Consider the following 22,799-nt stretch of genomic DNA (forward strand, 5'->3'; position numbering starts at 1 on the left):
GGACAGAAACAGTTAACACTCTTAATAATAGGCGCACGTCGACGGTTGTGAATCCCTCTCCATCCCCCGCCCGTCCCCTGGAGGACGCCGTGAGACTCCGCCCCCGCCTGGCGACACTCGCCGCCGCGCTGACCACCGCCGTGGTCGCCGGTGCCCTGCTCGCCGCGCCGCCCGCCTCCGCCGCCACCGCGGCCTTCGTCCGCACCTCCAGCTGGAGCAGCGGGTACGAGGCCCGGTTCACCGTCACGAACGACAGCTCCGCTGCGATCTCCTCGTGGAACGTCCAGTTCGACCTGCCGGCCGGCAGCACGCTCGGCTCGTTCTGGGACGCCCGGCTGACCACCTCCGGCCAGCACGTCACCGCCGTCAACCAGTCCTGGAACGGCGCGCTCGCCCCGGGCGCCAGCACCAGCTTCGGCTTCGTGGTTAGCGGCACCGGCGACCCGGTGAACTGCACGGTCAACGGCGCCTCCTGCACCGGCGGCGGCAACCCCGGCAACCCGGGCGCCCCCGCCACCCCCGGCGGGCTGCGGGTCACCGGCACCACCGCGTCCGCCGTCTCGCTGGCCTGGAACGCGGTCTCCGGCACCGTCACCGGCTACCGGGTGTACGAGGGCGGCACTGTCAAGGCCACCGTCACCGGCACCTCGGCCACCGTCTCCGGGCTGGCCGCGTGCAGCGGGCACAGCTACACGGTGGCCGCGTACAACGGCAGCGGCGAGTCGGCTAAGTCGACGGCGGTCGCGGCCACCACCAGCGGCTGCACCGGTGGCGGCGGTGGCGCGATGGCCGCCGCGCCCTACCTCTACCCGGGCTGGGGCGACCCGCCCGCGCCCGCCACGGTGATGGGCGCGACCGGGATCAAGTGGTTCACCATCGCGTTCGTGCTCTCCGGCGGCGGCTGCACCCCGGCCTGGGACGGCAACGGCCCGCTGACCGGCGGCACGCACGCCGCCACCATCGCCGCGATCAAGGCGGCCGGCGGCGACGTCATCCCGTCCTTCGGCGGCTGGAGCGGCAACAAGCTCGGCCCGAACTGCTCGTCCGCCGCCGCCCTCGCGGGCGCGTACCAGCAGGTCATCAACGCGTACGGGCTGAAGGCCATCGACATCGACATCGAGAACAGCGACGAGTTCGAGAACGAGGTGGTGCAGGACCGCATCCTGGACGCCCTCAAGATCGTCAAGCAGAACAACCCGGGGATCAAGACCATCATCACGTTCGGCACCTCGACCACCGGGCCGTCGTACTACGGCACCCGGCTGATCAACCAGGCCGCCGCGAAGGGCGCCGGGATCGACGTGTTCACGATCATGCCGTTCGACTTCGGCGGCGGCGCGAACATGTACCAGAACACCGTGAACGCGGCCGAGGGCCTGAAGACCGCACTGAAGAACGCGTTCGGCTGGTCCGACGCCACCGCGTACGCCCACATGGGCCTGTCCGGCATGAACGGCCTCTCCGACCAGCAGGAGCTGACCTCGCCGGCCACCTGGACGCAGATCCGCGACTGGGCCAAGGCGCGCGGCCTGGCCCGGTTCACGTTCTGGTCGGTCAACCGGGACCGGCCCTGCCCGGGCGGCGGCGTGGTCGCCAACTGCTCCGGCATCGCGCAGAACACCTGGGAGTTCACCGGCATCACCGCGGGCTTCTGAGCCCACGCGGCGGTCAGCGCCCGGCGGTCACCGACTGCCGGGCGCGCCGCCGGCGCACCTTCTTCACCGCCCAGCTCACGATCATGAAACCGAAGACGGCGAAGATCGCGTAGTTGAACCACTGGCTGTACTTGTCGACGTCCTCCCACCGCGTTCCGAGGGTGAACCCGGCGCCGACGATCAGGGCGTTCCACACCCCGCTGCCGAGCGTGGTGAGCAGGATGAACTCGCCCAGCGGCATCCGGTTGGCACCCGCCGGGATGGAGACCAGGCTGCGCACCACAGGCACCACCCGGCCGATCAGCACCGCCCACCGGCCGTGCCGCTCGAACCAGCGGTCCGCCTTTTCCAGGTCCTCCAGGTCGACCAGCGGGATGTGGTCCAGCCAGCGCTTGAGCCGGTCCTCGCCGAGCGCCGCGCCGAGCCAGTAGAGCACCAGCGCGCCGATCAGTGAGCCGACTGTCGCGGCGACCACGATGAACACCACGTTGAACCGGCCCTCGGCGGACAGGTAGCCGGCCATCGCCAGCACGATCTCGCTCGGGATCGGCGGGATGATGCTCTCCAGCGCCACCAGAAGCGCCACGCCGACCGCGCCGAACGAGTCGATCACGCTCGCCACCCAGCCGGTCAGCCCGGTGAACTGGTTCGGGTCGACGTCCTGGGCCAGGGCCATGGCGGTCCTTCCACGTGAGAGCCGGAGATCCGGAAGTGTTACCCGGACCGGCCGGTGTCACACCTGTGACTCAGCCCTCCGGGTGCAGCGCGGCGTCCGCCGGACCCCGCCGCCAGCCGGTGAAGCGGACCAGCAGACCACCCCGGCTGGGCGAGCAGCAGTACGGCCCGGCCGACGCCTCCGCCGCCGGATCGAGCGGGGCGACGCGGACCAGCCGCCACGGCTCGTCCGCGCAGCGGGCCCGGACTGTCAGCGCGTCGCCGGCCCGGCTCACCCGGACCGTCACCTCCCGGCCCGACCACTGCGGCACCGGCGCCACCGACCAGTCGGAGAACTCGTCGGTGACCACGGCGCCCACCTGCGGAGCGCCGTCGCTCACCTCGACGCCGGCCTTGGTCCACCGCCGCTCGTCCACCCGCACCAGCACGCCGGCCTGGTCGAACTGGGCCGCGTAGTCGAGCAGGAACGACACCTCCACGGCGGTGTCCACGCCGAACGGCGCGAGCAGCGCCGAACCGTCGTCGTGCACGAAGCCGTAGCTGGTGCGCCGCCAGAAGTCGCTACCGCCACGCGGCTCGACCAGCAGGCCGCCGTCGACCGGCTCGGCCCGCTCGGGCGGGTTCAGCCAGGTGCCGGCGGACCAGTCGTACGCCTCCTCGCTCATCCCGGCACCGTACCGGGTTTGCCGTCGCGCGCGTTCGGAGAAGTAGTCCCCGCATGGGTGACAGGTGGTATCAGGAGGCGGTCGTCTACTGCCTCGACGTCGACACGTACGCGGACTCCGACGGCGACGGGGTGGGTGACTTCCAGGGGCTGATCGGGCGCCTGGACTACCTGGCCCGGCTCGGGGTGACCTGCCTCTGGCTGAACCCGATCCATCCCTCGCCCAACGAGGACGACGGGTACGACGCGACCGACTTCTACAACGTCGACCCGCGCCTCGGCACGCTCGGCGACTTCGCCGAACTGCTGCACCAGGCGAGCAACAGGGGCATCCGGGTGATCATCGACCTGGTGGTCAACCACACCTCGGACCAGCACCCGTGGTTCCAGTCCGCCCGCTCCTCGCCGGACTCGCCGTACCGGGACTGGTACGTCTGGGCCGACCACGAGCCGGCCGACCGCCACCAGGGCATGGTGTTCCCGGGCGAGCAGCACGAGACGTGGACCTACGACCGGACCGCCAAGGCGTGGTACTACCACCGCTTCTACAAGTTCCAGCCGGACCTGAACATCGAGAACCCGAAGGTCCGGGCGGAGATCAAGAAGATCACCTCGTTCTGGCTCCAGCTCGGCGTCTCCGGCTTCCGGATGGACGCGGTGCCGTTCATCATCGAGCGCACCGAGCCGGGCAACCCGAACTCACCGAAGGACTTCGACTTCCTCACCGACCTGCGCCAGCACGTGCAGTGGCGGCGCGGCGACGCGGTCCTGCTGGCCGAGGCGAACGTCGAGCCGGACGAGCTGCCCGTCTACTTCGGCGACGGCAGCGGCTCGGGCAACCGGATCCACATGCTCTTCGACTTCATGCTCAACGGACGGCTGATGCTCGCGCTGGCCCGGGAGGACCCGGAGGTGATCATCGAGGCGTTGCGCGACACCCCGAAGCTGCCCACCGGCGGCCAGTGGGCCACGTTCCTGCGCAACCACGACGAGATCGACCTGTCCCGGCTCACCGCCGACCAGCGCAACGACGTGCTGGCGAAGTTCGGGCCGGACGAGAACATGCAGCTCTACGGCCGGGGCATCCGGCGGCGGCTGGCGCCCATGCTCGGCAACGACCGCCGGCACATGGAGCTGGCGTACTCGCTGCAGTTCTCGCTGCGCGGCACGCCGGTGCTGCGCTACGGCGAGGAGATCGGCATGGGGGAGGACCTGTCGCTGGACGGGCGCGACGCGATCCGTACGCCGATGCAGTGGTCCTACGCCGACAACGCGGGCTTCTCCACCGCCGAGCCGGAGAAGCTGGTCCGCCCGGTCATCGACAAGGGCGAGTACGGCTACCAGAACGTCAACGTCACCGCCCAGCGCAAGGACCCGCGGTCCCTGCTCGGCTGGTTCGAGCGGATGATCCGGACGCTGCGGGAGGCGCCGGAGACCGGGTCCGGCAGCACCACCCACATCGACGTGCCGATGCCGCCGGGCGTGCTCGCGCACCGCGCCGACGGGCGTACCGGGACCATGGTCTTCCTGCACAACCTCGGCACCGAGGACGTCGAGGTGGACCTGAGCACGCTGGCGCCGGAGGCGGACCTGCCGATCGACGTGCTCAGCGACCGCAACTACGAGGACGTGGGCAAGCTCGACCGGCTCAAGCTCGCCGGCTACGGCTACCGGTGGATCCGGCTCTGCCGGGACCACGAGCGGTAGGCGCGGCGTACCGGCGGGTTAAGCTCCTTCGATCGAGCCACAAGTTACCGGGAGGTAAGCATGTCGGAGGAGCCCCGCGTCGCCATCGTCACCGGAGCCGCGCGCGGCATCGGCGCGGCGACCGCCCGCCGGCTGGCGGCCGACGGCATGGCCGTCGCCGTTGTCGACATCGACGAGTCCGCCACCAAGGAGACGGTGGACGCCATCGGCTCGGCCGGCGGCCGGGCGCTCGGCGTCGGCGCCGACGTGTCCGACCGGGCCCAGGTCGAGGCCGCCGTGGAACGGATCGCCGCCGAACTCGGCGCGCCGACGGTGCTCGTCAACAACGCCGGCGTGCTGCGCGACAACCTGCTGTTCAAGATGGCCGACGCCGACTGGGACACGGTCATGGGTGTGCACCTGCGCGGGGCGTTCCTGTTCAGCCAGGCCGCGCAGAAGCACATGGTCGAGGCGAAGTGGGGCCGGATCGTCAACCTGTCCAGCACGTCCGCGCTCGGCAACCGGGGGCAGGCGAACTACTCGGCCGCCAAGGCCGGTCTCCAGGGCTTCACCAAGACGCTGGCGATCGAGCTGGGCCCGTTCGGGGTGACTGTCAACGCGGTCGCGCCCGGCTTCATCGTCACCGACATGACCGCCGCCACCGCGGCGCGGATGAAGGTCGACTTCGACGACCTCCAGAAGCACGCCGCCGCCGAGATCCCGGTACGCCGTCCCGGCCGCCCGGAGGACGTCGCGCACACCATCTCGTTCCTGGCCAGCGAGGGCGCGTCGTTCGTCTCCGGTCAGGTCATCTACGTCGCCGGCGGCCCGAAGGACTGACCGGCCCGACCCGGCGCGGGCCCGCTCAGGCGGGGTCGCGCCGGGTGCGCCACAGCCAGAACAGGCCGAGCACCGGCAGCACCAGCGGCACGTAGCCGTAGCCGCTGCCGAAGTCGGACCAGACCGTCTCGTCCGGGAACAGCTCCTTGTCGGCGATGCTCAGCACGCCCACCCCGAGCACGCCGACCAGTTCGACGGTGCAGCAGGCGAGCGCGACCCGGCGGCCGGTGTGCCCGGCCCGGGCCAGCCCGACCGCCGCCACGATGTAGATCAGCGCGGCGAGCGCGGAGAGCAGGTACGCCACCGGCGCCTCGTCGAACTTCGTGGCGATCTGCAACCCGGCCCGCGAGGTGGCGGCGATGGCGAAGACGATGTAGACGGCGATCAGCAGCCGCCCCGGGCCGCGGTTGGTGACGGGTTGCTCGGTCGTGGTCTCAGCCACCGAGGACCTCCCAGGTCTGCTGGAGCCGTACCGCCACCACCGGCGTGACCAGGCAGATCGCGCAGACGATGCCCGAGCCCCAGCGGGTCGGCTCCATCCGGGCCAGCACCCAGGCCAGCGGGGGCAGGCAGACGAGCGTCGCCAGGTAGCCGAAGAACGCGCCCGGCTCGCCCGGCCGCTCGCCGCCGCCGAGCGCGACGAGAGCCGTCACGGTGAGCGCGAGCAGCGCCACCTCCAGCACGGCCAGGCCGACGAACTGGATCCGGTCCGGCGGGCGGTGGCGGACAGCCGCCACCAGGGCCCAGACGGCGAGCGCCAGCGAGATCACGATCGCGACAGTGGCGAGTGGCCCGTCCACCGGGGAGGAGGCCGCCGCGCTGGTCGTCGACACGGTGTCGTTCACCGGCACAGCCTACTAATGCGTGTAGTAGCGGCTGGCCCGCCGGGTCGGGGCGCGCCGGGCTGGTCCGGGGACTAGCGTGGATCACGGTCCCGGCGTACGCCGGTGGCGGACGTCGGCGGCAGGGGGTCGGGGTGCGGTTCGGGTTGTTCGGCACGGGTTACTGGGCGGCGGAGACGCATGCCGCGGCCATCGAGGCGCACCCGCGGGCCCGGCTCGCCGGTGTCTGGGGGCGGAACCCGGCGAAGGCGGAGGAGCTGGCCACCCGGCACGGCGTACCCGCCTTCACCGACGTCGACGCGCTCATCGACGCCTGCGACGCGATCGCGGTGGCGCTCCCGCCGGACGTGCAGGCCGACATCGCCGTGCGGGCCGCCACCGCCGGGCGGCACCTGCTGCTGGACAAGCCGCTGGCGCTCGACCTCGCCGACGCCGACCGGGTGGTCGACGCGGCACAGGCGTCCGGGGTGGCCTCGGTGGTCTTCTTCACCCAGCGCTTCCACCCGAACGTCACCGGGTTCCTGGCCTCGACCGCTGCCGCGGGCGGCTGGCAGCACGCCCGCGCGACCATGTTCGCGTCGATCTTCCAGCCCGGGAACCCGTACGGCGACTCGACCTGGCGGCGGGAGCGCGGCGCGCTCTGGGACATCGGCCCGCACGCGTTGTCGCTGATCCTGCCGGTGCTCGGCCGGGTCACCCGGGTCGCCGCGATGGACGGCCCGAGCGGCCTGGTGCACCTGCTGCTCACCCACGACGGCGGCGCGACCAGCTCGCTCTCGCTGACCCTGGACGCGCCGCCGGAGGCGGTCACCCGGGACTTCGTCTTCTTCGGCGAGAACGGCACCGAAACCGTCCCGCCCGGCGACGGCAGCGCGCTCCAGGCGTTCGGGGCCGCGCTCGACCAGCTGCTGGAGGAGGTCGACGCCGGCACCCGCGACCACCGCTGCGACGTGCGGTTCGGCCGTGAGGTGGTGGCGGTGCTGGACGCCGCGCAGACCGCCCGGTCGCAGGGCCGCACAGTCGACCTGTAGAAAACCGGTCGCCGGGGACGGACCCGGTCGCTAGCGTGGCGGCATGTTCACGCATGCCCTGATCCGCGTGGCCGCCGCGCCGGCCGCGTGTGGGCTCCTCCTGGTCGCCCGTCCGCGGTTCCGGCGCCCGGCCCTGGCCGGCCGGTACGCCGCCCACGTCTGACCCCGACCGCCGGTTCCGACCCGCCCGCCGAGGGCGCCGGTCGCGCCACCTCGCCGAGGTGGCGGCTGGTCCGTCCACCATGCCACCTCGTCGAGGTGGCCGTCTCAGGCATGCGCCGCGTCCCGGCCACTCTCCAGGGTCGTCCGAGTCCCGATCCGCTCGGACCGCCCGCCCGATCCGCCCCGCGCCGCCTCGACGGCGGGGGTGACACCCGCGCAGCGGTCCGTACCCGTCGCCGTCCGGCGACAGACAGGACGAACCCGTGGCGCCCCGCCGAACCACCGCACGCGACCGGTCCCGTCGCGTACTGTCCCAGAACTTCCTCGCCGACCCGGCCGCCGTCGCGCTGATGGTCCGCTCGGTCCGGCCCGGCCCGGACGACCTGCTGCTGGAGGTCGGCGCCGGGCGCGGCCGGCTGACCCGGCCACTCGCCGCGCGGTGCGGGCGGCTGATCGCGTACGAGGTCGACCCGGCAGTGCTGCCGGAGCTGACGGCCGCCTGTGCCCCGCTGCCGAACGTCGAGGTGCGCCCGGCCGACTTCCTGGCCGTGGCCCCGCCCGCCGGGCCGTTCTCGGTGGCCGGCAACATCCCCTGGTCGCTCACCGCGGCAGTGGTGAGATGGTGCCTGGCCGCGCCCGGACTGCGTACCGCGACGTTGCTCACCCAGCTCGACTACGCCCGCAAACGCAGCGGCGACCACGGCCGGTGGAGCCGGCTCACGGTGCTGACCTGGCCCGAGTACCACTGGCGGCTGGCCGGGCGGGTGCCCCGGGCCGCGTTCCGGCCGGTGCCGGGCGCCGACGGGGGCATCCTGCGGCTGGAGCGCCGGAGCACGCCACTCGTGGCGCCGGCGGCGCTGCCCGCGTACCGGCGGATGGTGGAGCTGGGCTTCGGCGGAGTCGGCGGCTCGCTCGCGGCCTCGCTGCGCGCGGCCCGTCCCCGGCGGCATGTCGACGGCGCGTTGCGGGCCGCGCGGATCGCGCCGGAGACCCCGGTGGGCCTGGTCTGGCCGGAACAGTGGCTGGTGCTGTTCCGGCTGCTGCACGCGCGGACGGGCCCTCACCCCACGCCTCCGGCATAGAAGCTCAGGCGTCGGCCAGCACGACCAGCGCCTCACCCAGTTCGGCGGGGGAGTGGAACTCCTCGGCCGGCAGGGACCGCAGCGCCTGGAGCGCCTCGGTGTCGGCGCCGTTCTCCTGACCCCAGCGGACCAGGTCCTCCCGGGAGACCGGATAGTCCAGGCCGGCCAGGAACTCCCGCAACTGCGCACCGGTGACGGTCATGCCGCCCGGCTACCCGCTGGGCCCGGCGGCATGCCCGCCGCCGGGTCCGGGCCGCGGTTTGTCGCGGCGGGGCCCGGGTAGCCGCGGACATGCTGGTACAGCGGCTCGGCGCGCCGAGCGACTTCGACCCCTTGCTGGACCGCGTACGGGACGCCCGGGTGGTGATGATCGGCGAGGCGACGCACGGCAGCTACGACTACTACCGGCTGCGGGAGCAGGTGACCCGGCGGCTCATCGCCGAGCAGGGCTTCGACTTCGTGGCGGTGGAGGGGGACTGGCCGGACTGCGACCGGGTGCACCGGTCGGTGGTCGGTGCGCCGGGCGGCCTGGCCGATCCGCTCGTGGCGCTGGAACGGTTCGAGCGCTGGCCCACCTGGATGTGGGCGAACGCCGAGGTGGCCCGCTTCTGCCGCTGGCTGCGCGCGTGGAACCTGGAACGCCCGGAGGGGGAGCGGGCCGGCTTCCACGGCTTGGACGTGTATTCCCTCTGGGAGTCGATGCAGGCCATCTTCGACTACCTCGGTGAGGAGGACCCGGCCTCGCTGGAGGCGGCCCAGGAGGCGTACCGCTGCTTCGAGCCGTACGGCACGCGGGCCGAGGAGTACGCGATGGCGAGCCGGTTCGTCTCCGCCCGGTGCGAGGAGGAGGTGGTGCGGCTGCTGGCGCGTACCCGGGAACAGGCCGCCGCGGACGGCCCGGACCGCTTCTCGGCCTGGCAGAACGCGGAGGTGGTGGCCGGCGCGGAGCGGTACTACCGGGCCATGGTCGGCGGCGGCCCCGAGTCGTGGAACGTCCGCGACGTCCACATGGCCGACACGCTCGACCGGCTGTTGGACCGGTACGGGCCGGGCTCGCGGGGCATCGTGTGGGCGCACAACACGCACGTCGGCGACGCCCGGGCCACCGACATGGCGGCGGACGGCATGGTCAACATCGGGCAGCTCGGCCGGGAACGGCACGGCCGGGACGCGGTGGCGCTGATCGGCTTCGGCAGCTGGCGCGGCAGCGTGGTGGCCGCGCCGCGCTGGGGATCACCGGCCGAGACCATGGTGGTGCCGCCGGCCCGGGCGGGTTCGGTGGAGCACCGGCTGCACGAGCTGATGCCGGACCGCGCGGTGCTCGTCTTCGGCGGCGACGACCAGCCGGAATGGGTGACCGGCGAGGCCGACCACCGGGCGATCGGGGTGGTGTACGACCCGAGCTTCGAGTCGTGGGGCAACTACGTGCCGACCCGGCTCGGTGAGCGCTACGACGCGTTCGTCTGGTGCGACGAGACGACGGCGCTGCACCCGCTGCCGACGCGGGTCACACCGGGCGAGATGGAGACGTACCCGGCGGGGGTGTGACCGGGTGGGGCCCGTCGGACCCCACCCGGTACGGCTCACACCTGCGCGTGCTGCTTCTCGGCGAGGTGGGCGCGCAGGCCCTCACCCTCGACGTCCACGTTGGGCAGGATCTTGTTCAGCCAGCGCGGCAGCCACCACGCGGCGTTGTTCAGCAGCGACATCACCGCCGGCACGATCGTCATCCGGACCACGAACGCGTCGATGGCGACACCGATCGCGAGCGCGAAGCCCATCGACTTGATGATCGGGTCCTCCAGGAAGACGAAGCCGCCGAACACCGAGATCATGATGAGCGCGGCGGCGGTGACCACCCGGGCGCCGTGCCCCATGCCGTTGATGGTGGCCTGCTGGGCGGTGTCGCCGTGCACGAAGTCCTCGCGCATCCGGGAGACCAGGAAGACCTCGTAGTCCATGGCCAGGCCGAACAGGATGCCGATGAGCAGGATCGGCAGGAAGCTGACCAGCGGCGCCGGGGTGTCCAGGCCGACCAGGTCGGCCAGGTGGCCCTGCTGGAACACCGCGACGGTGATGCCGAACGTGGCCGCCACGGTGAGCAGGAAGCCCAGCGCCGCCTTGACCGGCACCAGGATCGACCGGAACACCAGCATCAGCAGCAGGATCGACAGGCCCACCACCAGCAGCAGGTAGACCGGCAGCGCGTCGGAGAGCTTCTCCGACACGTCGATGCCGACCGCCGTGACGCCGGTGAGCAGCACGTCGACGTTCTGGATGCCGGAGACCTGCTTGCGGATGTCGTGCACCACCGTCTCGGTGGCCTCGTCGGTCGGCCCGGACTTCGGGATCACCCCGATCAGCGCGGTACGCCCCGACGGGTCGACCTGCGGCGGGGCCACCGCCAGCACCCCGTCGGTCTTCTGGATCAGCGCGGTCACCTGCGGGATGGCGCCCTGGGTGGCCTGCGGCGAGTCAGCCGTCACCACGACGGCGAGCCGGCCGGTGAAGCCGGGACCGAAGCCCTCGCGGATCAGGTCGCTGCTGACCCGGGCCGGGGTGCCCTCGGCGGCGGCGGAGGCGTCCGGCAGCGCCAGGCGCATGTCCTGCGCCGGGATCGCCAGCAGGCCGAGGCCGAGCAGGCCGACGAGGATCACCGGGATGCGGAACCTGGTCACCCAGCGGGCCCAGCGGAAGCCGAAGCCGGAGCGGTCCTCCGAGCCGGTGGTCGGGTCCTCGACCGCCTTGCGGTCGCGCAGCTTGCGCGGCAGCACCTTGTGGCCGGCGAAGCCGAGCAGCGCCGGGGCCAGCGTGATCGCCACGAGCACGGCCACGGTGACGGTGCCGGCGGCGGCCAGGCCCATCACGGTGAGGAACGGGATGCCCACCACGGCCAGGCCGGCGAGCGCCACCACCACCGTCGCGCCGGCGAAGACCACAGCCGAGCCGGCGGTGCCGACCGCGCGGCCGACCGCCTCCTCCGGGGAGAGCCCGTCGAGCAGGTTCTGCCGGTGCCGGGAGGTGATGAACAGCGAGTAGTCGATACCGACCGCGAGGCCGAGCATCAGCGCCAGGATCGGCGCGGTGCTTGTCAGCTCGACCGCGCCGCTGAGCGCGAACAGGCCGGCCATGCCGACGCCCACGCCGATCAGCGCGTTCAGCATGGTCATCCCGGCTGCCACGAGCGAGCCGAACGTGATGACCAGGACGATCGCCGCGACCAGCACGCCGATCGCCTCGGTCGAGCCGACCTCCGGCTCACCGTTGAGCACCTCGCCGCCGGGCGCGATCTGCCAGCCCTGCGCCTCGGCCTGCGCGCCGACCTTCTCGTACGCGTCGCGCTGCTCGTCGGTGACCTCGTCCGCCCCACCGGCGAACTGCACCTGGATCAGCGCGTACCGGCCGTCCGGGGTGAGCGCCTGCGCCTGGTACGGGTCGACCGCGCCGACCACGCCGGGGAGCGTGGCCGCCTCCTGCGTGACCTGCTGGACCACCGCCTGTCCGGCGGGTGAGGTGAGCGCGCCGTCCTGTGGCGCCTTGATCGCGATGGTGCCGGTGGCGCCACTGGCCGCCGGGAAGCGGTCGGCGAGCAGGTCGATCGCCTTCTGCGACTCGGTGCCCGGCATGGTGAAGTTGCTCGCCGTCGGGCCGCGCAGCGTGGCCGCGGCCAGGCCGAGCCCGACGAGTACGACGAGCCAGACGACGGCGACGAGTCGCCGCCGGCGCAGGGATGCCCGGCCGAGCCGGTACAGCAGGGTCGCCATGGACCTTCCTTGTCCTCGCAGTTTCGGATCAGGTGGTGACTTCGAGCGCGCGGTACGCCACGGCGAGCAGCGCGGGGCGCAACTGCTCGTCGGGGATGTCCAGGAACTCGCCGCAGGTCTCGGCGATGCCGGCGAGCACGACGAGCGCGGCGACGCGGGCCTCCGGCCGGTCGGAGAAGCCGGCGAAGGCCGCGACCAGCCGTTCGGAGATCTGCTGGATGTGCGTGAACGCGGGCTGCTGGAGCAGGTCGGGGAACTCGCCCCGGAGCAGTGCGATCTCCCGGCGGAAGCGGACCGCCAGGTCGACGAAGCCGTCCGCGGCGACGCGTTGGGCCCCGGCGCCGGTGTGCGCGGCGATCCGGGCGTCCAGCTCCTCCAGCATCGTGATGGCCGGGGCCATCAGCTCGCAGAGCAGGGCGTCCTTGCTGGCGAAGTGGTAGAGCACCGTCGCCTTGGAGCAGCCCACCTCACGGGCGATGTCCTGGAGCGAGGTGCCCTTGTAGCCGGTTACGCCGAACCGGCGAGCGGCCGCGGCCAGCAGCTCGTCGTGGGTGGCGGTGGTGGGTCGCGCCATGTCCTCCAGCATGCCTGACCGATCGGTCAGGATCTGACCGATCGGTCAGATCCGGTCCGTGGCGTTCGCCACAACTGCCTGTCCGCGCAGGTCAGGACGGTGGCCGCCATGCGTCCGGTCGTACTCGGCCCGGGCCGCGCTGATCGCCTCGCGGTGCCGCTCCGCCCAGCTCGTCAGCGCCACCAGCGACTCGTACAGCTCCTGGGCCATCGGGGTGGCGGTGTACTCCACCTTCGGCGGCACCGTGGGATGCACGTGCCGGTGCAGCAGCCCGTCCCGCTCAAGGTTGCGCAGCGTCAGCGTGAGCATCCGGCGGCTGATCCCCTCCACCCGGCGCTCCAGCTCGGTGAAGCGGACCGGGCCGGCCGAGGCGGCGATGAGGATGCCGATGGCCCACTTCCCGCCCACCCGGTCCAGCGCCTCCCGCACGGTGCAGGCGCTCGCCTGCTCCGCCGACACGCACCGGTCCGCCTCCACGTCACCCACCCCTCGATCGTCGCAGGTGCGGGCCGCCGAGACGCGCTGGGCACCGTGTCGGGGTTGCCGAGCCGGGCGCGGCCCGGGAAGGTGGTCCGATGGGCGCAGCCGACGAGACCCGGGCCGGAGTGTCGCTGACCAACCTCGACCAGCCGCTGTTCGACGGCGCCGGGGCGACCAAACGCGACCTGGTCGACTACCTCGACGTGGTGGGCGACCGGATCCTGCCGGAACTGCGGGACCGGCCGCTGTCGGTGCTGCGGGTGCGGCCCGGCCAGGAGCCGTTCATGCAGAAGAACCTGCCGAAGTACACGCCCGACTGGGTACGCCGCACCGAGGTGTGGGCGGAGGCGTCACACCGGAAGATCTCGTACGCCCTCTGCGACGACCGGCGGACGCTGCTCTGGTTCGCCAACCAGCGGGCGGTGGAGTACCACCCGACGCTGGCCCGCACCGGGGCGCCCGAACACCCGACCCACCTGGTGCTCGACCTGGACCCGCCGGAGGGGAACGCGTTCGGCGCCGTGGTGCGGGTCGCGCTGCTGGTGCGCCAGGCGCTCGCCGACGCCGGGCTGGCCGGCGCGGTGAAGACGAGCGGCGCCAAGGGGCTGCACGTGATCGTGCCGGTGGACCCGGCGACCACCGCGGAGGAGGCCGCCGCCGCGACCCGGGCGCTCGCCGCCCGTACCGAACGGCTCGACCCGGCGGCCGCGACCACCGCGTTCATCGTCGCCGACCGCGGCGGCCGCGTCTTCGTCGACTCCACCCGGGCGTACGGGGCGACGGTGGTGGCCGCCTACAGCCCTCGGATCCGACCCGGCGCCCCGGTGTCGTACCCGGTGGGCTGGACCGACCTGGAGAGCGCGAGCCCGGCCGACTTCACCGTGCGGACCGTGCCCGCGCTGCTCGGTGACCGGGATCCCTGGGCGGAGGCGCTGCCCGCGCCGCAGCGGCTGCCGGCGGAACTCGTCGAGCACGGTCGGACCATTCCGGTGGCCCGGGTGCAGGCCATGCACGAGGGCAAGCGCCGCGCGAAGGCCCGCCGCGAGGCCGGGTGAGGCCGGCCCGCGTCAGCGACGTCCGGTCGCCGTCGCGGGGGGCCGCTTGCCCCAGGTGAACGCGATGAGCACCACGGCCAGCGCCCAGGTGACGATCATCGTCCAGATCGGGCGGGTCTCGGTGGCCGCGCCGACGAAGCCGCCGATCGCGTAGCTGACCAGGCAGAGCAGGCCGGTCGCGGCGAGCCGCCCGGCAGCGCTGCGGCCCTCCGGCTCGAACACCCAGTCGGCGATGCCCTTCGTGGTGCGCAGCACGGTGCCGGTCTGGTACGAGGTGGCGGTCTGCACGCCGAACGTGCGGACCACGAGCCCGCCGAGGATGCCGACCGGGAACGCCAGCAGCGCGGGCCGCCGACGCGGCGGCCCACACCCGGAAGGAAACTCGTCATGCCCAGATCCACTGACCGTGCCGGTATGGGATCGCCCAAGGACCACCAGATGGTCGGCACGGTCCCGCGGAATCCGGCGATCGACCAGTCCCACCCCGACCTGGTGCACCCGCCGTCGACGGACAACGGGCTCATGCCCAACCTGGTGTTCCCGTTCTCGCTGGCGCACACCCGGCAGGAGAGCGGCGGCTGGACCCGGGAGATCACCAACCGTCTCCTGCCGATCGCCCACGACCTGGCGATCGTGAACATGAAGCTCAACCCCGGCGCGTACCGGGAACTGCACTGGCACATCCAGTCGGAATGGGCCTTCGTCCTCACCGGCAGCTGCCGGATCGCCGCCGTGGACCAGGAGGGCCGCAACTTCCTGGAAGACGTCAAGGCCGGTGACCTCTGGTACTTCCCGGCCGGTATCCCGCACCACATCCAGGCGCACGAGGAGGGCGTGGAGTTCCTGCTCGTCTTCGACGACGGCTGTTACTCCGAGGACGCGACGTTCCAGGTGACCGACTTCTTCTCGCACGTGCCGAGGGAGGTCATCGCCAAGAACTTCGGCTGGACCATGCAGCAGATGGCCAATTTCCCGGACGAGTCCGAGCGGTACATCTTCCCCGGGCAGGCGCCGCCGCCGCTGGCCGAGGACCGGGTGTTCAGCCCCACCGGCGACGTGCCCCGCACGTTCAAGCACAGCCTGCTCGCCCAGACACCGGAGAAGTTCGAGGGCGGGAGCGTACGGATCGCCGACTCGAGCAACTTCGCCGCGGCGATCACCACGACCGTCGCCATGGTGGAGATCGAACCGGGCGCGCTGCGGGAACTGCACTGGCACCCGAACGGCGCCGAGATGCAGTACGTGATCTCGGGCAAGGGGCGGATGGGTGTCTTCGCCAACCACGGCACCGCGCGCACCTTCAACATGGAGACCGGCGACGTCGGATACGTGCCGATCTCGATGGGCCACTACATCGAGAACATCGGCGACAAGCCGTTCGTCTACCTGGAGCTGTTCCGGACCGCGAAGTTCGAGGACGTGTCGCTCGCGCAGTGGCTGGCGAACGTCCCGCCCGAGGTGGTGGCGGACACGATCAACGTGCCGCGCGAACTGGTCGAGGCACTGCCGAAGACGAAGAGCCCGGTGCAGCGGCACTGAGGCCGGACCGGTACGCGGACGCCACGCCCCTCGCGTGGCGTCCGCGCCGTGTCCGGTCAGCCGACGTCCCGGGCCTCCCAGACCAGCGCCAGCTCCACCCGGTTGCGGACACCGAGCTTGGCGTAGATCGAGCGCAGGTGGGTGTCGACGGTGTGGAACGAGACGAACAGGTCCCGGGCCGCCTCCTGCTTCGTCATGCCGACCGCGAGCAGTTCGGCCACCCGTACCTCGGCGGGGGTCAGCGCGGCCACGGCCGGGCGGCCGGCGTCGTCACCCACCGGGCTGCCGGCCTCCGGCGTCCGGGCCCCGTCGCTCGCCGCGCCCATCCGCGTGTACATCGCGGCGGCCTCGGCGAGCAGGTCGAACGTCTCCGCGGGCGGCAGCCCGGGCGAGCGCGCCAGGTCGTGCAGCGCGTCGGCCAGGGCCGGCCGCGCGGAGGTGGTACGCAGCAGCCGTACCGCCGCGCGCAGTGCCGCCGGATCGCCTGTGAGCAGCCCGTCGACCTGGTGCGCCACGCCGCGCCAGAGCGCGTTGTTCGCCATCCCGGCGGCCCGCTTCAGCTGGTCGGCGAGGTTCTCGGCGCGCTGCCGGTCACCGAGCGCCAGCGCCGCGCGGACCAGTCGCGGGCCGTGGTGCGGCACCAGCAGCAGGGGCGCCATCGAACGGTCCGGCAGGGCGAAGGCGACGCCCAGGAGCGCGGTGTGCCGGCCCGGTTCCGGGTCACCGGCGGCGGCGCAGCCGAGCCGGAACCACTGCACGTCGTCGGGCCAGCCCACAGCGGGGCGTTCCCCGGCCAGAAGTTCCCGGGCCGCTGCCACCTCACCCCGGCGCAACAGCACCTCCACCACTGTGGCGAGCAGGTCCACCCGGGCCGGTGCCGGCAGGGCGCCGCCGCGTTCGGTCAACGCGAGGCGGGCCCGGGCCTCGGCCTCGGCCAGCTCTCCGGTGGCGAGCCGCAGCACGCAGTCCAGCGCGGTGACCAGCGGCTGCGCCACCGCACCGAGCGTGTCGATCTCAGCGGCGACGCCGTCGAGCGCGGTCACCGCGTCGACGTACCGGCCGAGCGCGATCTGGTTCGCCACCCGGTCGACGCGCAGGAAGATCGCCTGGGTGCGGGCGGCGGGCTCGCCCGCGTCCACCTCCTGGAGGATCCGCGCGGCGCCGGGCAGGTCGCCGACAGCGGTCGCCCGGGCCGCGTTCGCCAGGGCCAGCCGGATACCGCCGCCGGGGGAGGGGCTGCGCTCGTGGGCCCGCTGCGCCGCCGCCACCAGCTCGGCGGCGTCGGGATGCCCGAACCGGGCCGCCAGCGACGCCAGCATGGTGAGCGTCCAGCTCCGCCCGGCGGCGTCGAGCTCCTGGTTCAGTGCCCGGCCGAGGTACGTCAGGGACAGCGAGGGACGCTGGGTCGCGTAGTGGGCGCCGAGCCGCCCGAGCAGCATCGCCCGCTGGCGCGGCCCGTACCGGTCGGCGGCGACCTCCCGGTGCAGCATGCTCAGCGTCTCGTCCACCCGGCCCGCCAGGTAGAGGTTGTCGGCGACGTCGACCAGCCAGGCCAGGCGCGCGTCGGCCGATCCGGGCGCGGGGGCGGCCAGCAGCAGATCCGCGGCGAGGCTCGGGCCGACCGCCGGGTCGGCCGCCAGCCGCGTGGCGAGCGCCCGCGCGGACCGGCTCACCGCCGGCGTGGCCCGCAGGAGCTGCCGGGCGGCCTGGGCCGGACGCCCGGCGTCGGCGAGCACCCCGGCGGCCACCTCGCGCAGCGCCTGACGCACCGAGGGTGGGGTGTCCCGCAGGATGCCGTCGCGCAACGCGATCGAGGCCAGCCGCAGCCCGGCGGCGGTGTCGGCGAGGAACCCGCGCGCGATCAGCTCCTCCACCGTCGCGTCGATCGGCTCGTCCGGCGTGGTGCCGGTGCCGGTGGCCACCGCTTCGAGGAACCACAGGCCGCACGGGGCGTCGGCGACGGCGACACCGCGCAGCACCCACCGCTGCGCGGTGGTCAACGACGAGGAAACGCCTGTGTGCATCTTGGGGCGGCTGGTCAGCGGCGTCTCGGGCAACTGGCTCACCTTCGCTGAGGTTCGACCCGTTCACCGCGAGGTTAGCCAGCTCGTGACCTGCTCATCCCCGAATCGGGGGGACAAAGGTGAGGGTTGCTCAGATGGCCTGGACACGACGAAGGCCCTCGACCGGTCTGGTCAAGGGCCTTGTGGTGATCGAGGTTTGCTAGCAAGTGTGCCCCCGGCAGGATTCGAACCTGCGCCCCCGCCTCCGGAGGGCGGTGCTCTATCCCCTGAGCTACGGGGGCTCAGCGACCCGAGAAGAGTAGCAAACCCCCTCCCGGATCACCGAATCGGTACCCCCGCGAGTCGATCTTCGTCGGATCAGGCGGCGGCGACGGCGCGACCGCAGCTCGGCAGCGGGTGCAGCACGACCCGCCGAGGCAGCCGGCGGGGCCACTCGTTGCGCGGCCACGAGCCGTCCACGATCAGGTGGACCGTGCGTTCCTCGGCGCCGCTGAGCCGCAGGACGAAGTCCCGGGGCAGCGGCGGATCCACCGACGGTGTGGTCACCATGAACCGCACCCGCCCCCGCGAGGAGACCGCCGACACCACGTCGGCGGCGGGCATGGTGCCGCGCAGGCGTACCCGGCCGATCCAGTAGACCTCGGCGGCGTGCTCCTGGGCCGCCCGCGTGATCGCCGGGTACTCGCTGCGTACCCAGCGCTCGACCGCGCCGACGCACAGGCCGCAGGCCCGCTCGCGCGGCTCGCGCGGCCCGAGCCCCCAGGCCCGCAGGTACGCCCCGACGGTGCCGGCGTCCATCGCCAGCCCGAACCGGCGCTCGATGAGGGCGGTCAGGCTCTGCCGTGTCCAGAGCTCCTCGTCGAGGCCGAACTCGTCGGGGTGGACCCCCCGGAGCACGTCGATGAGTTCGAGTTCCTGTTCGCGGCTGAGCGTTCCCGGCTCGCCCTGCCGCAGTCCGCGACGGACGGCTGCCACCGCTCCGTCACCGCCGATGGTGTGGCGTCGGCACCAGCTGGTCACCGACCGCCCTGCGTCTCTGAGTGCAACCCCCACGTCTTGGGCAACGAGCCCGAATCGCAACTGGTCACGATATGTGGGTAGAAAACTCTCCAACCCCCACAATGACCCGTTAACCCCAAACCGTTACAAACGCCCATACCGAACATTCCGGACAGTGCGTAGCTCCCACCCCCGAGATCTTGGTACGAAACCGCCCTCCCAGGGGTGCCCCCGTACCAAGATCTCCAGGGGTCTGCCCTTCCCCCGCGATCTTGCACTTTCGGTCCTCCGATAACGGGGCGAATCCGGCATCCAGGGGGCAGCAACTGCAAGATCGCGGGGGGCGGGGGGCGGGGGCGGGGGTGGGGAGGGCGGGGATGGGTGAGGCCCGGTGCCCCTGGGAGGGGGACCGGGCCTCGGTGGTGAGTGGTGCGGTGTTTACGGGGTGCCGCCCAGGCGCTTCAGGGCGGCGCTCAGGTTGGTCAGGTCGTTCTGCTGGGTGTTCTTCATGACCTGGGCGACCGCCAGCACGTCGTCGTCGTGCCCCTCGTCGAGGATGCCGTCGATCATGTGCACCCCGCCGATGTGGTGGCGGATCATCATCTGGAGGAAGAGCACGTCGAACTCGCGACCGCTCGCCGCGCGCAGCTTCGCCATCTCCTCCGGCGTCGCCATGCCCGGCATGAGGCCGTCCTTGATCAGCCCGCCGCCGTCCGGCATCCACGCCATCGGGGCCTGGTCACCGGTCGGGTCCAGCTTCCAGGAGCGCAGCCAGGTCTGCATGGTGCCGATCTCGCCCTGCTGGCCGGTGGCGATGTCCACGCCGACCTGGCGTACCTCGGGGTCCTGGCCCTGGCTGAACGCCAGCAGGCCCATGGCCACTGCCTGGTTGTGGTGCGCGGTCATGTCCCGGGCGAACCCGGCCTCCGGCGAGTTCTCACCGGGCCGGGTGAGCGTCGGGGTGAGCAGGCCGCCCGCGTACCCGAGGACCAGCCCGACCACGAGGGCGGCGGCCACCGCCAGCAGGCCGTAGCGGCGCACCGCGCCCCGGCCGCCCTGGTCGGCGGCCGGAGCCTCGTCCAGCTCGTCGTCGGTGGTCACCGGAGCGGTCATCGCGGCTTCCTCACTGGGTGGGCTGCTGGGGCATGTTGTTCTGCAGGTTGTCCCGCGGGGCGGTGCCGGTGGCGGTGACGCCCTGGTCGCAGAGCGCGTTCGGGCCCTCGATGGAGGCGTTCACCCGCAGCGTCTTGATGAACTCGTCGATCCGGCCGTCGTCGGCGTTGTCGACCTTGAGCTGGTAGCCCCAGGCCTGGAGGGAGATCGGCTTGTCCAGACCCTCGAACGGGCTGAGCATCAGCTTCTCCTTGCCCTGCACCTTGCCGCGCAGCTTCTCCACCTGGTCGGCGGGCAGGTCCGGGCGGTAGGTGATCCAGACCGTGCCGTGCTCCAGGCTGTGCACCGCGTGCTCGTTGGCGATCGGGGCGTCGTAGACGTCACCCATGCAGTTCTGCCAGGCCTGGTTGTGCGGGCCGCCGACCGGCGGGGCGATGTCGTACTTGATCGTGCCGGGCTGGTGGTTACCGCCCTTGACCAGGTCCTTGTCCTTGGCGCGGTAGTCGACGATGCCGTCGATCGCCTCGGCCCGCTTCTGCCAGGGCTGGGCGCCCTGGTAGACCGCCCAGGCGCCGGCGCCGATGATGCCCACGGCCAGGACGCCGACCGCGACGAAGAGGGCGATCGGACCCCAGGAGCGGCCCTGGCTGACCTTCACCGGGGTGACCGGCTTGCGGCCCTTGCCCCCGGCGCCCTGCCGTGGCGTGCCCTTGCCGCCCCCGGCCTTGCCCGAGCCGGCCTTCGCGGCGGGCTTGTCGGCAGCCGCGGGCCGGCCGGCGGCCGGCTTCTTGCCGGTGCTGACCACGGTGGGACGGCGTTCCGGGCCGCCCGGGGTGCTGATGCTCATCGTGCCTCGTCAGGTCGGTCGGTCAGGGGGAGCGCGGGACCGGTTCACATGCTGGGTCGCCGCCGCGGTGCCCGAGTCTACCCCCGATAACATGGATCAGTGACTCCCGCAGAACTCGCCGAGGTCGTCCTCGCCGCAGCCCACGCCGTCTTCGACGAGCGGGGACTGGACCGCGCCGCGCTGCCCGCGCAGACCACCGTCGAGCGACCCCGTAATCCGGATCACGGTGACTACGCCTCGACGCTGGCGCTCCAGCTCAGCAAGAAGGTGGGTGTGCCCCCGCGGGAGCTGGCCACCGCGCTGGCCGACGAGCTGGCCAAGGCGCCGGGGATCAAGTCGGTGGAGATCGCCGGGCCCGGCTTCCTCAACGTCCGCCTGGACGCGGCCGCCGCCGGTCAGCTCGCCAAGGTCATCGTCGAGGCCGGTCCGGCGTACGGGCGCAGCGACACGCTCGCCGGTCAGCGGATCAACCTGGAGTTCGTCTCGGCGAACCCGACCGGCCCGGTGCACATCGGCGGGGTCCGCTGGGCGGCCGTCGGCGACGCGCTCAGCCGCCTGCTCCGCGCCACCGGCGCCGACGTGGGCACCGAGTACTACTTCAACGACGCCGGCTCCCAGATCGACCGGTTCGCCCGCTCGCTGCTGGCCGCCGCGAAGGGCGAGCCCGCGCCGGAGGACGGCTACGGCGGCGCGTACATCGCGGAGATCGCCGCCGAGGTGGTCCGGCTGCGGCCGGATGTGCTCGAGCTTCCCGAGGACGCCGCCCAGGATGTGTTCCGGACCGAGGGCGTCCAGCTCATGTTCGCCGAGATCAAGTCCTCGCTGCGCGACTTCGGGGTGGAGTTCGACACGTACTTCAACGAGAAGGACCTGCACGACCGGGGCGCGCTGGACGCGGCGCTGGCCCGGCTGCGCGAGCAGGGGCACGTCTTCGAGTCCGAGGGCGCGACCTGGCTGCGCACCACCGAGTTCGGCGACGACAAGGACCGGGTGCTGCGCAAGTCCAACGGCGAGTGGACCTACTTCGCCGCCGACTGCGCCTACTACCTGAACAAGCGGGAGCGCGGCTTCGACCGGGTCGTGATCATGCTGGGTGCCGACCACCACGGCTACATCGGCCGGATGAAGGCGATGTCCGCGTGCTTCGGCGACGACCCGGCGCGCAACCTGGAGATCCTCATCGGCCAGCTGGTCAACCTGGTCCGCGACGGCGCCCCGGTGCGGATGAGCAAGCGGGCCGGCACCGTGGTCACGCTGGAGGACCTGGTCGACGCGATCGGCGTGGACGCCGCCCGGTACGCGCTGGCCCGCTACTCGGCCGACTCGCCCATCGACATCGACGTGGAGCTGTGGACCCGGGCCAAGAACGACAACCCGGTCTACTACGTGCAGTACGTCGCGGCGCGTACCGCCGGGGCGGCCCGCAACGCGGCCGAGATCGGGCTGACCCGTGGCGACGCCGCCGCGTTCCAGCCGGAGCTGCTCGGCCACGACAAGGAGAACGAGCTGCTCAAGGCTCTCGCCGAGTTCCCGGCCGTGGTGGCCACCGCCGCCGAGCTGCGCGAACCGCACCGGGTGGCGCGCTACCTGGAGGAGAGCGTCGCGCAGGCGTACCACCGGTTCTACGACAACTGCCGGATCGCCCCGCAGGGCGACGAGGAGATCACCGACACCCACCGGGCCCGGCTCTGGCTCAACGACGCCACCCGGGTGGTCGTCGCCAACGGCCTGCACCTGCTCGGGGTGTCCGCGCCGGAGCGGATGTGA

The 22,799-nt window shown here is 72.5% G+C and carries 22 protein-coding genes and 1 tRNA gene; 9 read left to right on the top strand and 14 right to left on the bottom strand.

Annotated elements, in window-relative coordinates; translation table 11 throughout:
- The first annotated feature begins 89 nt into the window (after positions 1-89).
- Positions 90-1,655, top strand: coding sequence for a cellulose binding domain-containing protein (locus tag AB0D28_RS09155; RefSeq protein WP_357383820.1), 1,566 nt, complete (start codon positions 90-92; stop codon positions 1,653-1,655).
- A 13-nt stretch (positions 1,656-1,668) separates the two neighbouring features.
- Here AB0D28_RS09155 and AB0D28_RS09160 read toward each other — a convergent pair whose 3' ends face one another.
- The gene (locus AB0D28_RS09160; protein WP_357383822.1) at positions 1,669-2,331 is read right to left on the bottom strand and encodes a DedA family protein; all 663 of its coding nucleotides are present in this window, start codon (positions 2,329-2,331) and stop codon (positions 1,669-1,671) included.
- 70 nt (positions 2,332-2,401) lie between these two features.
- Positions 2,402-2,995: a DUF1349 domain-containing protein gene (locus tag AB0D28_RS09165; RefSeq protein WP_357383824.1), complete on the bottom strand. Its 594-nt coding sequence runs from the start codon at positions 2,993-2,995 to the stop codon at positions 2,402-2,404.
- Positions 2,996-3,048: 53 nt separating this feature from the next.
- Between AB0D28_RS09165 and AB0D28_RS09170 the strand changes: the two genes are divergently transcribed.
- The gene (locus tag AB0D28_RS09170) at positions 3,049-4,701 is read left to right on the top strand and encodes an alpha-amylase family protein (protein ID WP_357383826.1); all 1,653 of its coding nucleotides are present in this window, start codon (positions 3,049-3,051) and stop codon (positions 4,699-4,701) included.
- Positions 4,702-4,761: 60 nt separating this feature from the next.
- Entirely contained in the window at positions 4,762-5,520 is a 759-nt protein-coding gene (fabG, locus tag AB0D28_RS09175; protein WP_357383828.1) for a 3-oxoacyl-ACP reductase FabG, read from the top strand.
- A 25-nt stretch (positions 5,521-5,545) separates the two neighbouring features.
- On the opposite strand, the gene AB0D28_RS09180 is transcribed toward fabG, so the two are convergent.
- Positions 5,546-5,962, bottom strand: coding sequence for a hypothetical protein (locus AB0D28_RS09180; protein WP_357383830.1), 417 nt, complete (start codon positions 5,960-5,962; stop codon positions 5,546-5,548).
- Complete coding sequence (locus AB0D28_RS09185) at positions 5,955-6,371, bottom strand: hypothetical protein (protein WP_357383832.1); 417 nt, start codon at positions 6,369-6,371, stop codon at positions 5,955-5,957. Before AB0D28_RS09185 ends, AB0D28_RS09180 begins: the two co-directional genes overlap by 8 nt.
- A 125-nt stretch (positions 6,372-6,496) precedes the next feature.
- On the opposite strand from AB0D28_RS09185, the gene AB0D28_RS09190 reads away from it, so the two are divergent.
- Together AB0D28_RS09190 and erm are read left to right on the top strand one after the other, a co-directional pair.
- The gene (locus tag AB0D28_RS09190) at positions 6,497-7,393 is read left to right on the top strand and encodes a Gfo/Idh/MocA family oxidoreductase (RefSeq protein WP_357383834.1); all 897 of its coding nucleotides are present in this window, start codon (positions 6,497-6,499) and stop codon (positions 7,391-7,393) included.
- Between the two features lie 425 nt (positions 7,394-7,818).
- Entirely contained in the window at positions 7,819-8,637 is an 819-nt protein-coding gene (gene erm / locus AB0D28_RS09195; protein WP_357383836.1) for an ErmE/ErmH/ErmO/ErmR family 23S rRNA (adenine(2058)-N(6))-methyltransferase, read from the top strand.
- Between the two features lie 4 nt (positions 8,638-8,641).
- On the opposite strand, the gene AB0D28_RS09200 is transcribed toward erm, so the two are convergent.
- Positions 8,642-8,839, bottom strand: a complete 198-nt coding sequence (locus AB0D28_RS09200; protein WP_357383838.1) for a DUF2795 domain-containing protein — start codon at positions 8,837-8,839, stop codon at positions 8,642-8,644.
- An 89-nt stretch (positions 8,840-8,928) separates the two neighbouring features.
- Between AB0D28_RS09200 and AB0D28_RS09205 the strand changes: the two genes are divergently transcribed.
- Positions 8,929-10,185: an erythromycin esterase family protein gene (locus AB0D28_RS09205; RefSeq protein WP_357383840.1), complete on the top strand. Its 1,257-nt coding sequence runs from the start codon at positions 8,929-8,931 to the stop codon at positions 10,183-10,185.
- A 35-nt stretch (positions 10,186-10,220) separates the two neighbouring features.
- Here the strand turns inward: AB0D28_RS09205 and AB0D28_RS09210 are convergent, their stop codons facing one another.
- From AB0D28_RS09210 to AB0D28_RS09220, 3 genes are read right to left on the bottom strand one after another with little or no spacing between them, the layout of a single operon-like run.
- A complete protein-coding gene (locus AB0D28_RS09210; protein ID WP_357383842.1) occupies positions 10,221-12,401 on the bottom strand; it encodes an MMPL family transporter in 2,181 nt (726 codons plus the stop codon).
- 28 nt (positions 12,402-12,429) lie between these two features.
- Entirely contained in the window at positions 12,430-12,975 is a 546-nt protein-coding gene (locus tag AB0D28_RS09215; RefSeq protein WP_357383844.1) for a helix-turn-helix domain-containing protein, read from the bottom strand.
- Positions 12,976-13,020: 45 nt separating this feature from the next.
- Positions 13,021-13,461: a helix-turn-helix domain-containing protein gene (locus AB0D28_RS09220; protein ID WP_357383846.1), complete on the bottom strand. Its 441-nt coding sequence runs from the start codon at positions 13,459-13,461 to the stop codon at positions 13,021-13,023.
- Positions 13,462-13,550: 89 nt separating this feature from the next.
- Between AB0D28_RS09220 and ligD the strand changes: the two genes are divergently transcribed.
- Positions 13,551-14,510, top strand: coding sequence for a non-homologous end-joining DNA ligase (gene ligD, locus AB0D28_RS09225; protein WP_357383848.1), 960 nt, complete (start codon positions 13,551-13,553; stop codon positions 14,508-14,510).
- A 12-nt stretch (positions 14,511-14,522) separates the two neighbouring features.
- Here ligD and AB0D28_RS09230 read toward each other — a convergent pair whose 3' ends face one another.
- Positions 14,523-15,008 (bottom strand): DUF1275 family protein, encoded by a 486-nt coding sequence (locus tag AB0D28_RS09230; RefSeq protein WP_357383850.1) that lies wholly within the window; start codon positions 15,006-15,008, stop codon positions 14,523-14,525.
- Here AB0D28_RS09230 and AB0D28_RS09235 point away from each other — a divergent pair.
- Positions 14,925-16,049 carry a cupin domain-containing protein gene (locus tag AB0D28_RS09235; protein ID WP_357383852.1) on the top strand — a complete coding sequence of 375 codons (1,125 nt, stop codon included), beginning with the start codon at positions 14,925-14,927 and terminating at the stop codon, positions 16,047-16,049. The two genes, AB0D28_RS09230 and AB0D28_RS09235, sit on opposite strands and share 84 nt — an antisense overlap.
- Positions 16,050-16,105: 56 nt before the next feature.
- Here AB0D28_RS09235 and AB0D28_RS09240 read toward each other — a convergent pair whose 3' ends face one another.
- From AB0D28_RS09240 to AB0D28_RS09260, 5 genes are all read right to left on the bottom strand, one after another.
- Entirely contained in the window at positions 16,106-18,115 is a 2,010-nt protein-coding gene (locus AB0D28_RS09240) for a helix-turn-helix transcriptional regulator (protein ID WP_357383854.1), read from the bottom strand.
- Positions 18,116-18,282: 167 nt separating this feature from the next.
- Positions 18,283-18,354 (bottom strand) — tRNA-Arg (locus AB0D28_RS09245).
- A gap of 76 nt (positions 18,355-18,430) precedes the next feature.
- Positions 18,431-19,126 carry a winged helix-turn-helix domain-containing protein gene (locus AB0D28_RS09250; RefSeq protein ID WP_026267749.1) on the bottom strand — a complete coding sequence of 232 codons (696 nt, stop codon included), beginning with the start codon at positions 19,124-19,126 and terminating at the stop codon, positions 18,431-18,433.
- 384 nt (positions 19,127-19,510) lie between these two features.
- On the bottom strand, positions 19,511-20,185 hold the full coding sequence (locus AB0D28_RS09255; protein ID WP_357383856.1) for a DUF305 domain-containing protein: 675 nt from the start codon (positions 20,183-20,185) through the stop codon (positions 19,511-19,513).
- A 10-nt stretch (positions 20,186-20,195) separates the two neighbouring features.
- Entirely contained in the window at positions 20,196-21,032 is an 837-nt protein-coding gene (locus AB0D28_RS09260) for a DUF3105 domain-containing protein (protein ID WP_357383858.1), read from the bottom strand.
- Between the two features lie 99 nt (positions 21,033-21,131).
- Between AB0D28_RS09260 and argS the strand changes: the two genes are divergently transcribed.
- Entirely contained in the window at positions 21,132-22,799 is a 1,668-nt protein-coding gene (gene argS, locus AB0D28_RS09265; RefSeq protein ID WP_357383860.1) for an arginine--tRNA ligase, read from the top strand.

The sequence above is a fragment of the Micromonospora sp. NPDC048169 genome (genome assembly GCF_040652815.1).
Taxonomy (GTDB): domain Bacteria; phylum Actinomycetota; class Actinomycetes; order Mycobacteriales; family Micromonosporaceae; genus Micromonospora.